Consider the following 12055-nt stretch of genomic DNA (forward strand, 5'->3'; position numbering starts at 1 on the left):
TTTATTTTATACTACATGAAAATAATTTTAAAGTGAAATATATGTTAAAACTTTATAAACGTAACAAATTGCAGAGAGTGTGTATATATTCAATCTTAAAAAAGAGAAGGCCGCCATTATTTAAGAAAAATTTAATAGTTTGCTAAGAAATCGTTCAGATTTAACCATTAGACTAAAAATTAGCGAAGAAAGGAGAATGAAAGTGAGAATAAAAATAGCGGAAATGACCTTTATCATTTTACTGGGTTTATTTTTAATGGTGGTATTTGCCCAATTCATACTGGCTGGTCTAGCGGTGTTTGCTGACCCAGCGCAGTGGAGGAATCACACAATGCTGATTCACCTATTTGGCTTTAACCTGCCACTTATTTTACTTGTGTTTGCTTGGTTGGGCAAAATGAAGAAGCGAGTATACTTACAAGTGCTTGATTTCATGGTGTTGATTTTCTTAATGTATTTCACGGCAAATATAGCAGGGAAAATGCCTTGGTTTGCAGCACTGCACCCGATAGTTGGTGTGTTACTGTTTATCGGCACAACGCTGTTGATGGTACAGCAAATTTATTCTTATGGAAGGAGGATATAGTCATGAGAACAATGTTAGCAATTATTATAGGTATAGTTGGTGGGTTTATCGTAGGCATCGCTTTATCTAGTTTGATTGGAATTATAGGTATGACAGTATTCGGTGTGCCACTTGGAATCAAGTTTTTACCATATTATATGGCAATGATTTGTGCCGTGCTTGTTCCTATAGTAGATAGCAGAAGGAAGAACGGATAACGATTGGCTTATCCGTTCTATTTCCACTATAATGGAATTCTAAGTGGGTGATAGAAATGACGATTAAGAAGAAGTTATTGCTTTCTAATTTGGGTATGATAATAGTTCCTATTCTTTGTTTTTTTCTGATAGAAATAGTCCTAGGGATGATGTTTTTTGTCTTTCCGAATCAAGAGATGGAAGAAAACTCATTGCGTGCCTTTGTCAATTATCGTTTCCTCTTGATGTTACTGGTGATTATTCTGACTAATGCCGGGTTAACTTATCTGGTATCACGTACGATTATTGGACCGGTTCAACAGTTAGGGGAGGCAGCTAATCAAATCAAGGCAGGAAATTTAAATCAGGCAGTCGATACAAACTATAAAGGCGAGTTAGGCGATTTGGCGACAAGTTTTGAGGCAATGCGGAAGAGTCTCAAGGACGCACAGGAAAAGGAAACGATGTATGAGCAAAATCGTCGGGAGTTAATCTCAAGTATTTCTCATGATTTACGGACACCGGTTACTTCGATTAAGGGGTATGTACAAGGGGTATCAGATGGTGTGGCGAATACGCCAGAGAAACTGAATCGATATATGAAAACAATTAGTCAGAAGACAAATGAGTTAGAACGAATGATTGATGAATTGTTTTTATTTTCTAAGTTAGATGTGGAGCAGGTCCCCCTCCAGTATTCTTCTATCGACATTGATCATTTTCTTCGTGATATTATCGAGGAATGGAGCTTCCAATATCCAGAAATTATATTTGATTATCAAACAGGGAGGATAACAGATTTGGTATCTGGTGATCGGGAACAGCTTTATCGTGTGGTAAGCAACATTCTGCATAATGGTTGGAAGTACAAAGGCGCTCTTCCGCTTCATATAGCTATTTTTGTAGAACAGGTGCAGGACGAGATCAAAATAGCGATTACTGATAATGGAATAGGTATAGCGCAGGGGGCACTTCCTGGTATATTTGACCCCTTTTATCGCAGTGATTATTCCCGCAATTCGGAGACGGGTGGAAGTGGTCTCGGGTTGGCTATTGTAAAAAAAATTGTAGAGGCTCATGGCGGTGAAGTTTATGCCAAGAGTGAAATGAATCTTGGGACAACCATTTATTTCTCTATTAAAGCAGGTGAACAACATGAAACAAGTATTGATCATTGAAGATGAACAAAGTATTGCCGAACTACAAGCGGACTATTTGGAGGTGGCAGGGCTTGAGACAAGGATTGCTCTTACTGGTCAGGAAGGATTACGTCTTGCTAGGCAGGAAGAGTATGACCTAATTTTACTGGACCTAATGCTGCCAGAGGTCAATGGTTTTGAAATATGTCAGAAGCTGCGTGCAACCCTGGATATACCCATTCTTATGGTAACGGCACGTAAAGAGGATATTGATAAGATAAAGGGATTTGATCGAGGCGCTGATGATTATATTGTGAAACCATTCAACCCAAATGAATTGGTGGCGAGGGTAAAGGCGCATTTAGCTAGATATCAGCGTTTAACACAACAAGGATCCAAGAAGGATCTGCTTGAAACAGGGAATATGTTAATTGATACTCAAGCACGACGGGTCTACTTAGGAGAGCAAGAATTAATCATGACAGCAAAGGAATATGATTTGCTCGTTTTTTTATTAACCCATCCCAATCAAGTATTCACCAAAGATCAGCTATTTGAACAAATTTGGGGATGGGATGCGATTGGTGATAATACAACCGTTACGGTACATATTCGTAAAATTAGAGAAAAGATTGAAAAAGATCCTTCTCATCCTTCGTTTATCGAAACGGTTTGGGGTGTAGGTTACCGCTTCCGCAAAGAATAGCGTTTTTGTTAATATGATTACCGGGTAATAATAGGGAGGGAGGTGCATGTTGTGAAGGAGCTTCCAAACAAAATAAAATACTTAGGTTTGATCGCACTTGTTGCCTTGATCTTCTTTTTCGGATTAGCAACGGGGATTATGCAGGGGGCTGAGTTTAGACTAGACCATTACTTTTTTGAAAAAGCCGATAATATCAGTGGTGACCTTCTCTATTCATTGATGTCATGGATTACACATGCAGGGTCTGTCTGGTTTTTGACGGTGGTCACAGTCGTCGTGACTGTACTATTACTGTTTAGCAAGCTTAGTAATTGGTATAGCGTGTTTTTATGTATAAATATGCTCGGTATCAGCCTTTGGGTCAAGGGTTTCAAAAGAATATTTGAACGAGAGCGTCCAGAAATATTGGCACAGTTTGATGGGACCGGTTATAGCTTTCCTAGTGGTCATTCGGCAGGTTCGCTGGCGTTATATGGGATGCTAAGTTTTATTGTGTGGAAATATATTTCCAATCAGAGGGTGAAGTGGCTAGCTGTTGTTTCGTTCTTGTTGCTTGCTTTAGTTATTGCCTGCAGCAGAGTGGTTTTGCAGGTGCATTACGTTACGGATATTATGGCGGGTATCGCCTTAAGTACGGTTTGGGTATTTATTTGTATCGCTGTGCTGGAGCATTTTCTTGCCCGGAAGAAATCGATTGGTTAAGTTGTTACAAGTGAATTTCTCGTGGAATCTTGCTATACTTGTAAAAGTAACGAACAAAAAGTAAGCAAGGAGGAAACAACTTGTCAGAACTATTTCAACCATTTCAAATAAAAGATTTAAACTTGAAAAACCGTGTCGTGATGGCACCCATGTGTCAATATTCTGTAGAGAAACAGGATGGTACACCAAATGATTGGCACTATACCCATTATGTATCACGTGCAGTCGGTGGAACCGGTCTGGTCATTGTCGAAATGACGAATGTAGAACCAGCTGGACGTATCTCTAACCAATGTCTCGGTCTATGGTCAGATGATCAGATTCCTGCTTATCGTCGGATAACCGATGCCGCACATCAGCAAGGTAGTAAAATAGCCATTCAGATTGCCCATGCCGGAAGAAAAGCAGAGGATACAGAACACCCTGTTGCGCCTTCTGCGATTGCATATAATGAAACATCCAAACAGCCTAGGGCGCTTACTACCACAGAAGTAAAGGATATGGTAGAGAAATTCAAACAATCGGCTCGTCGTGCAGTCGAAGCAGGTTTTGACGCAATTGAATTACATGGGGCGCATGGTTATTTGATTCATCAGTTCCATTCTCCTTATACGAATAAGCGTACAGATGAGTATCAAGAATATACGCGTTTTGGTTCGGAGGTTATTCAAGCCGTCAAAGAAGAAATGCCTGAGGGTATGCCACTTCTCATGAGAATTTCTGCGACCGAGTTTGTAGAGGAAGGTTATACTTTGGAAGATGGCGTGGAAAAGGCGATAGCTTATCAAGAGGCCGGTGTAGATATGTTTCATATTAGTGCTGGAGGCGAGGGAGCGATTTCACCTACTCGCCACCCAGGTACACATCAAGGCTATATGCTACCTTTTGCTCGGGCGATGCGTGATGCGTTAGACGTTCCTACCATTGCGGTTGGTTCGTTAGACGATTCAGCTTTGGCTAATGCGGTTATCGGTAATGCCGATGCCGACTTGGTTGCGATTGGCCGCGGTCTACTGCGTGATCCGTATTGGGCGATACATGCTGCCCGAAAGCTCCAGCAAGAAATCGAAATTCCAAAGCAATATGCCCGTGGCTTTGCTTAACTGTAAAAGATGTCATCATGATTGGTGACATCTTTTCTTTTTCTAGGCTTTACATTACAATAGGTGAAGGGAAAGCGAGGCGAGGGATAAATGAAACAAATTGCCATGATAACTGGTGTTAGCCGACCAAATGGTATCGGCGCTGTTATTTGTCATAAGTTAGCCGCGGAAGGGCTCGATATCTTTTTTACTCATTTGACTTCAGCCGATATATACGCAGAGGAAAAGAATTACCCTCAACAATTAACAAATGAATTGAAGAACTATGGCAGGCGTGTATCGGATTTGGAAGTGGATTTGACTGAATCTAACGCACCTAACCAAATCATCGAGGAGGTAAAGCGTACATTAGGGGACCCAAGTATCTTAATTAATAATGCTACTTTTGAAGCCCCTGCCAATCTGCACAATTTATCAGGGGAACTGTTGGATAGGCATTATCAAGTAAATAATAAGTCGACAATCTTATTGAGTACGTTATTTGCAAAGAATTTCGAACAAGCATTTCCAGGTGGAAACCATGGAAGAATTATTTTCATGGTGTCTGGCGGACCGGATCCAAATAACTTGGCTTATATTGCCACAAAGGGAATGTTAAAAGCCATTACACCACCTTTAGCTGTTAATTTAGCTCCACTTGGAATTACCGTTAATGCGCTAGATCCTGGGCCAACGGATACAGGCTGGATTACTGCATCGCTGCAGCAACAATTATTGCCGCTATTTCCAGCAGGACGAATTGGGCAACCAATTGATGCAGCGAATATTCTTTCTTTATTGATCAAAGAAGAAGCGGATTGGTTAACCGGACAAGTTATCGAGGCAAACGGTGGATTTATGGGAAAATAAAGGAAAACTTCATTCAGTGAAGTTTTCTCATACTTATTAGTGCCACCAATCAAACTCCAGTTACCCTGTGGTAAATAAGCATTAAACAATGGAAAAGGAAGTGAAGGTGTGCAATTTAGACCATGTATTGACTTACATCAAGGACAGGTAAAACAGATTGTGGGAGCAACGTTAAACCAAGCTGATCACCAAGTAATAGAAAACTATGTTTCGACATATGACAGTCGCTATTACGCAGAGATGTTTAAACAAGATCAACTTAAAGGCGGTCATGTCATTATGCTTGGGGAAGGCAATAAAGAAGCGGCGATCAAAGCATTAGCGGCTTATCCAGGAGGGTTGCAGGTAGGCGGTGGTATCAATGCAGACAATGCACAGATCTTTCTGAAGGCTGGCGCTTCTCATGTGATCGTTACGTCCTATATTTTTCAAGATGGTGAATTAAAAATCGAACGTTTAAACAAATTAGTGGAGACAATTGGCAAAGAAAGATTAGTCATCGATTTAAGCTGTAAACAAAAGGATGGACAGTGGTATGTGGTCACCGATAAATGGACCAAATTCAGCAATATTGCAATTAATCCAACAACGATTAAGAAGTTAGAAAAATATTGTGATGAATTTCTGATTCATGCTGCAGATGTAGAAGGAAAACGTGCTGGAATTGCGGAAGAACTAGTCGAAGCATTAACTGCTTCTGTTTCGATTCCGACAACTTATGCAGGTGGGGTAAGCTCGTTGGCTGATTTACAACTGTTCGAACGGCTTACGCAAGGTAAGCTACATGTTACGATTGGCAGTGCCCTCGATATTTTTGGTGGAGATTTGTCCTATCAGGAAGTAGTTGACTATTGTCAATAACATGTTGAATGAAAAGTAACTTCTATAAGAAAGATCAACTAGTGTACTTACCCATTTTTTTCAGGAAAGTACACTAGTTTTTTGGTAAATAAAGAAAACATTCTTTGCTGCAATGGTGAGGTGAAATGGTGATATACGTGGCATAGCAAGTCTGACTATATTACAGAAAGGATCCGTATAAGTGATAAAGAATAAGATAGTTTTTATCATTCTATTTATTTATCATTGCTGAAAAGTTTGTTACAAACTTAAAGCATTACTCCGGTTTCTCCATAGTAATTAAATTTTCTAAGTCAGTAATGTAAAAATCAATATCAGGGCGTTGATCAATGAGATCAAGCTGCTCTAACTTGAAGAAATTCACCTTTCGGTAGGGATCATAATCAATCACCGGTAAGGTATTCGTTTGTAGAATATATTGGTCTACTGCGCGTTGAACTTGATCTAGTGCTACTGCTAGATGTTTTTCCTCCTCTGGAAATAACTCGTACGTTTCCTTCGACATGTAATAGGGTTGATTTGGAATCGCCTTCAAAAATGGGGTGAGTAGGGAATAATCAAGTGATCTATCCTCATTAATGAGCACCCTTAGTGGAATATGAGACGGTAAATCTTGTTCAAATTGCTGGATGGCCTGTTGCAATTCCTTTATAGAAATGTCTCGTTGTGGGTATTTTGTATCTTCTTTTGGTTGCTTCTTAAACCACATCAACGTCTCCTCCTTTATTTGGGCAAATTTCTTCAAAAAGTCGTACTGAGTGCCTCTTTTTACAAGAATTATACCAAACATTGATCAAGTTGGTCGAATTTAAGCTGAATATCGGGTAATTTAGCTTATTTTATTTCCAAAATGCCCTTTAATTGCTATCTTTAAGTAGAAAAATTTAAAGGAGGAATTAGATGAAAATAAGTAAGGAAACAATACCAGAGATTAGTCCGAATACATTGGCGATTGTTGGGTTTCAGGATGATGATGGATTTTTTACAAGGATTGTTGAACAGGACGAAAAGGATGATTATGAAACCACATGGAGTACACATCAGGTAATGAATTACACGTGCAAGGGTTTTGGAATTAGTTTGCAAGGTTTGTTGGATGGAACACGTATGCTGAGCGGTATCACCCATAAACCGCCTATTGCGATTGATCGCATAAGTGGTATGTATTTTTTTCCGGTAGAATCCCCGCTGAGAAAATCTTGCACCTGGATTGCCCACTCTCATGTGCTGGAAGTGGAAAGAGAAGATACACATTTCACCAGAGTTGTATTTAAAAACGGTCGTGATATACTGCTGAATGTCTCCTATGCAAGCATCATCAATCAGGTCTACCGAACAGCACAATACCGCTACTTATTAAGCAACAATATCGAACATGTTTTAGAACATTCTCAATTTGTCTCAGAACCACCCTTACATCGAAAAAGATAGTTACTAAAAGCAATGGCGGGTATTCTAAACTGTGAAATTGCCTCGACATTGGCTTGAAGTATAGAATGTGTTAGGCAAATGCTTGTGTAAAGTACTTCACGGCACTTGCCTAACATAGCAAAATAATCAAACTTGTCACATGGGAAACTGGACTGCTTGAGCACGCACTTTAAGTTATTAAAGTTTCAACTTCTCTTCTTGGTTGGTTTTAGCTGTCAGGGCATGTGCTAACAGTTCTTCAAATATAAAGGACACTTTCCTTCGAATAGCTGGATTGAAATAATTACGTTTCTCTTCTCTCCCTTTGCAGATAAATAAATAGGAAGTGAAGGACATGTCATGGGAATTAGGGAGGGCTTGCACCTCCAGCTCTTCTTTATTCATTTCTTTAATCAGCTCCTCCCTTTCCTTTATTGCTTGCTGCTCCATCTCTTGTAATAGTTGTGTATATGGTTCGGTTATTTTGAAGGGAGAGTTTTGCTCTAATTTCCCTAAATCATGTCTAATTACTGTTAAGGTCATGGATAAAAAGAGAAAACGTGACGCTAGGTTCCATTCATGTTTGTTCAAATATCTCATGTGTCATTCTCCTTCTCTAAAGGAACGTTTGTTCTATTTTAATATAATGTACATAAAATTGCAATAAAAAGGGGAAAGAAAATAAAAGAAAGATGTGAAAGATTGGGCAAATGAAGCAAAAAATATTAGAATAAGGGTAAGCCATACTTTGAACTTCTTAAAGGAGCTAGAGGCGGGATGATCCTATATAGTATAAACAATATTGAAAACATTGATGTTACGGAGATAAAAGATTTATTTGAGGCCAATGAATATGGTCAATTAGTAGATATCTTATTAAGCAGCTATGAAAGCTTAGGTCCCCTTCCAGGATTTTTCTTACCTTTTATTGAAGCTTTCTTACCTTTTTTGCCGATTATTGCTTTTGTTATTACCAATGCAGCGGCTTATGGTTTATTAGAAGGTTTTCTATTATCGTTAGCGGGGACAAGCTCAGGTACCATTTTGGTTTTTATGCTAGTTAGACGTTATCAACATTTGCGATTCTTCCGCTGGTTAACGTCAAATAAACAGGTATCCAAGGTAACCAATTGGTTGACTAGACATGGTTTTGGTCCACTGTTTTTGTTATTATGTTTTCCTTTTTCTCCATCAGCTATTATTAATGTAGTAGCTGCCTTATCCAGGATAAATTTCTATCAGTTTGTGCTTGCTGTTTTACTTGGCAAAGGTGTGATGGTGTTTACCATTTCATTTGTGGGGGATAGTTTGGCTTCTTTTGCGCAAAATCCTGTCAAGACGATCATTGTAGCCATAGGAGTAGCTCTACTCTGGGTCGCTGGGAAATATATTGAAACTTATTTACATAAGCGGTCGGAAGAGAAAAAGAATAAATAAAGGATTAAAAAATGCCAAACAGGGAACTTATTAATAAATGTTCCTTTTGGAGGAAAGGCTATGTGGAAAAAAAGAGTATCGATCATTGTTCGTAGTCTGGTGGTCACCATCATTTTGGTATTATGTCTCAAGCCTTACTTGATAGCAAATTATGAAGTGAATGGAAAATCAATGGAACCTACTTTGCATGATGGTAATCTGCTCATGGTCAATAAAAGATTGTATGATTGGGGAGCGATTGATTATTTTGATGTGATTATTTTTCATGCAACGCAAGATGAAGATTATGTAAAAAGGGTGATCGGAAAACCAGGCGACCAAGTTGTTTATAAGGATGACAAGTTGTTTATTAATGGTAAAGAAAAAAAAGAGCCTTATCTTGAACCTTATCGTGAACCTAATCAAACATTAACAGAGGATTTTACCCTGTTAGAAGTTACCGGAGAGAAAATAGTACCTGAAGGAAAGTTGTTCGTCCTAGGGGATAATCGAATGAACAGTCGTGATTCCAGAGAGATAGGCTTTGTGGATCAAGAGACAGTGGTAGGTAAGGTAAATATTCGTTACTGGCCAATTTCTGAATTAAGCTTTCAATTTGCTGATTGAAGTAAGCGCTTACTAATTTAGTTGCTGTTATAGTTGCCTAAAAAGTTGAATAGGGGGACCGTTTAAGGTCACGATAAATGATCACGTTGGGCAGGGGAGGGGATAGCAAGGTGCTCGTCCACAAAAATGCTATAGGAATCCGAAAATTAACATTGCAGGATGAATCTCTATTGACCAAATGGCTGTCCGATCCAGATGTACTCGCTTATTATGAAGGACGCGATCAATCATTTGATCACAGAAAAACAAGGAAGATCTTTTACCTGAATGGTTCTCCAACAGTGAGGTGCATCATAGAATATCGCCAGCAAGCCATTGGATATATACAATTCTATCTTTTAGATACCTCAACCAAAACATCATATGGCTTATCGGAAAAGAGAATATATGGTATGGATCAATTTATTGGTGAGACGTCTTATTGGAATCAAGGAATTGGTGCACAGTTTGTTGAGTTGATGGTTGTTTATTTAGTAGAGCAATTGGGGGCGCAGCGAGTCGTTGTAGATCCACATAAAAGTAATATTCGTGCGATACGCTGCTATGAAAAATGTGGTTTTGTGAAGACGAAAACGTTAGCGGATCATGAATGGCATGAAGGAGACTATCGTGATTGCTGGTTAATGGAATATACAGCAAGTAATAAAGAATGAGGGGTGTGCCCTAACGACTGAACACAATAAAACACGGCTATGCCAAGATTGATCAAGGAATAGCCGTGTTTTGTCTAGGATTTTATTTGATCTTGGTATAACTCTTTACATACCTTTGGTGCGGTCCAGAAGGTCGTTAATAGTAATAAGACTACTGGTGCTGCCGTTACAACGATGAAGGATTGCAATGCATTAATACTTCCTTCACCTAAAGAAACCAACACGATGGCTACCGCTCCCATAATAATCGCGTAAAAGGCCCTTAGCCAACGTGGAGGGTGGCCATTACCAGAGATGGCCATGGAAATCGTTAAGGACATTGAGTCTGTCGTGGTTAAGACGAAAATAATGGTTGCCAATAAGAACAAGAAACCAAAAATTTCCCCGAACGGCAATTGTTGTGTAATAGCCATCATTGCTGCAGGTGGCCCAGCCTCATCTAAAGCCGTAGAGATAGAGCCAGGAGATTGTAGTTCTTGGAAAATACCTGTCCCACCTACAACTGTAAACCAAAAAGTTGTAACAACTGGTGCAATAATAGCGACCGCTAAGACAAGCTCTCTAATCGTACGCCCTCGAGATATCCTGGCGGCAAATATAGCCATCATCGGACCATAACCGACGAACCATGCAAAGAAGAATATTGTCCATAGACTAAGCCATGCCTCATCTCCTCGATAGGTATTCAGCGATATGAAATCATTCACGTAAAGACCAAATGATTCAAAGAAATTATTAAAGATGAACAATCCTGGTCCGAATGCCAAGACACCAATTATCAACCCTATCGCTAAGATAACATTAAAACTGCTTAAGAATTGAATTCCTCTATGAATCCCAGTTACCGCAGAAATAGCCGCTCCAATCACTAATAACACAATGATGGTGATATGCAAGCTTGTTGTATTAGATAAATTGGTTAGGGAGCTAATCCCATAACCAGCCTGCAATCCCAAGAAGCCGATAGGACCAATAGTTCCTGCTGCAACAGCAATAATAGAAAAGGCGTCGACAATGGTGCCAAACACATTGTTTCTCATGATTTTCTCGCCAAAAAAAGGATATAAAAATGCTCGGGGTTTTAAGGGCATGCCTTTGTGATAATGGGCATACATTAAGACGATGGTACCTAAAGTTCCTAATATTGCCCAAGCTAGGAAGCCCCAATCAATAAAACTTGTCGTTAAGGCCGGGACTATTGCATCAGGTGTACCACTTTCTATCCCAGGAAAATTAGGAGGTGTCGTAAGAAAATGACTCAAAGGTTCAGCTGCCGCCCAAAATATACCACCGCCAGCCAATAATGTACACATAATAATAGAGATCCACTTAAATGTACTCATTTCCGGTTTGTTCAGATTTCCTAAACGAATTTTTCCGTATTTGGATATGGCTAACGCTAAGGCAATAAAAAAGGTTCCTAATAGTGTCAATTGATATAGAATACCAAAATAAGTAACCGATATGCCAAATAATTGATTGACGGTATTGGCTACCAAGTCTGCATTGATAAGTGCTGCAATAACAAAAAACAACAAGATACCCCCGCTTACTAATAATGATGGGAGATCCAGTGAAGTCTTTTTGTTTTTTAAACGTTCCATAGTTGTTTGTTCCTCCAATTAGTTGTTTACGTTCCCAATCACTTCTTTTTAGTGTGCCCTTTTAACCAAGCTTTCATTACGTAGATTTGGTAAAAAAAGAATAATGTATGGAAATGTTGCTGCATAATTTCACAGATGTTATATACTAAAGCAATTTGGAGGGTTTGTAAACCAAAAGAATTTTCTGTTTGATAATGTTAAGAAAACGACCGTATAATAAGAC

Annotated in this window: 15 protein-coding genes; 12 read left to right on the forward strand and 3 right to left on the reverse strand. The window is 39.2% G+C overall.

The features are described 5' to 3' along the window. Window positions 1-202 precede the first annotated feature (202 nt). The 8 genes from E0E32_RS01260 (at window position 203) to hisA (ending at window position 6122) form a co-directional block, all read left to right on the forward strand. Window positions 203-586: a DUF6220 domain-containing protein gene (locus tag E0E32_RS01260; protein WP_130858723.1), complete on the forward strand. Its 384-nt coding sequence runs from the start codon at window positions 203-205 to the stop codon at window positions 584-586. Between the two features lie 2 nt (window positions 587-588). Then, window positions 589-783: a DUF5957 family protein gene (locus E0E32_RS01265; RefSeq protein ID WP_130858724.1), complete on the forward strand. Its 195-nt coding sequence runs from the start codon at window positions 589-591 to the stop codon at window positions 781-783. Window positions 784-929: 146 nt separating this feature from the next. Continuing rightward, on the forward strand, window positions 930-1940 hold the full coding sequence (locus E0E32_RS01270; RefSeq protein WP_286171613.1) for a sensor histidine kinase: 1011 nt from the start codon (window positions 930-932) through the stop codon (window positions 1938-1940). Next, entirely contained in the window at window positions 1918-2607 is a 690-nt protein-coding gene (locus E0E32_RS01275) for a response regulator transcription factor (protein WP_066186975.1), read from the forward strand. Before E0E32_RS01270 ends, E0E32_RS01275 begins: the two co-directional genes overlap by 23 nt. 51 nt (window positions 2608-2658) lie before the next feature. Beyond that, the gene (locus tag E0E32_RS01280) at window positions 2659-3309 is read left to right on the forward strand and encodes a phosphatase PAP2 family protein (RefSeq protein ID WP_130858726.1); all 651 of its coding nucleotides are present in this window, start codon (window positions 2659-2661) and stop codon (window positions 3307-3309) included. An 80-nt stretch (window positions 3310-3389) separates the two neighbouring features. Beyond that, a complete protein-coding gene (locus E0E32_RS01285) occupies window positions 3390-4412 on the forward strand; it encodes an NADH:flavin oxidoreductase/NADH oxidase (protein ID WP_130858727.1) in 1023 nt (340 codons plus the stop codon). A gap of 90 nt (window positions 4413-4502) precedes the next feature. Further along, a complete protein-coding gene (locus tag E0E32_RS01290; protein WP_130858728.1) occupies window positions 4503-5261 on the forward strand; it encodes an SDR family oxidoreductase in 759 nt (252 codons plus the stop codon). 108 nt (window positions 5262-5369) lie between these two features. Further along, window positions 5370-6122, forward strand: coding sequence for a phosphoribosylformimino-5-aminoimidazole carboxamide ribotide isomerase (hisA, locus tag E0E32_RS01295; RefSeq protein ID WP_130858729.1), 753 nt, complete (start codon window positions 5370-5372; stop codon window positions 6120-6122). A gap of 256 nt (window positions 6123-6378) precedes the next feature. On the opposite strand, the gene E0E32_RS01300 is transcribed toward hisA, so the two are convergent. Further along, entirely contained in the window at window positions 6379-6831 is a 453-nt protein-coding gene (locus tag E0E32_RS01300; RefSeq protein ID WP_066186982.1) for a DUF3939 domain-containing protein, read from the reverse strand. 191 nt (window positions 6832-7022) lie between these two features. On the opposite strand from E0E32_RS01300, the gene E0E32_RS01305 reads away from it, so the two are divergent. Then, the gene (locus tag E0E32_RS01305) at window positions 7023-7553 is read left to right on the forward strand and encodes a competence protein ComK (protein WP_130858730.1); all 531 of its coding nucleotides are present in this window, start codon (window positions 7023-7025) and stop codon (window positions 7551-7553) included. A 177-nt stretch (window positions 7554-7730) separates the two neighbouring features. Here the strand turns inward: E0E32_RS01305 and E0E32_RS01310 are convergent, their stop codons facing one another. After that, on the reverse strand, window positions 7731-8132 hold the full coding sequence (locus E0E32_RS01310; RefSeq protein ID WP_130858731.1) for a YhjD family protein: 402 nt from the start codon (window positions 8130-8132) through the stop codon (window positions 7731-7733). 177 nt (window positions 8133-8309) lie between these two features. Here E0E32_RS01310 and E0E32_RS01315 point away from each other — a divergent pair, with 177 nt between their 5' ends. The 3 genes from E0E32_RS01315 (at window position 8310) to E0E32_RS01325 (ending at window position 10228) form a co-directional block, all read left to right on the forward strand. Continuing rightward, complete coding sequence (locus E0E32_RS01315; protein ID WP_066186990.1) at window positions 8310-8969, forward strand: TVP38/TMEM64 family protein; 660 nt, start codon at window positions 8310-8312, stop codon at window positions 8967-8969. 60 nt (window positions 8970-9029) lie between these two features. Next, window positions 9030-9575, forward strand: a complete 546-nt coding sequence (gene lepB / locus E0E32_RS01320; protein ID WP_066186993.1) for a signal peptidase I — start codon at window positions 9030-9032, stop codon at window positions 9573-9575. Between the two features lie 110 nt (window positions 9576-9685). Continuing rightward, on the forward strand, window positions 9686-10228 hold the full coding sequence (locus tag E0E32_RS01325) for a GNAT family N-acetyltransferase (RefSeq protein ID WP_066187399.1): 543 nt from the start codon (window positions 9686-9688) through the stop codon (window positions 10226-10228). A 74-nt stretch (window positions 10229-10302) separates the two neighbouring features. On the opposite strand, the gene E0E32_RS01330 is transcribed toward E0E32_RS01325, so the two are convergent. Continuing rightward, window positions 10303-11832: a BCCT family transporter gene (locus E0E32_RS01330; protein WP_130858732.1), complete on the reverse strand. Its 1530-nt coding sequence runs from the start codon at window positions 11830-11832 to the stop codon at window positions 10303-10305. Between the last annotated feature and the right edge of the window lie 223 nt (window positions 11833-12055).

The sequence above is a fragment of the Gracilibacillus phocaeensis genome (assembly GCF_900626275.1).
GTDB classification, from domain to species: domain Bacteria; phylum Bacillota; class Bacilli; order Bacillales; family Amphibacillaceae; genus Gracilibacillus; species Gracilibacillus timonensis.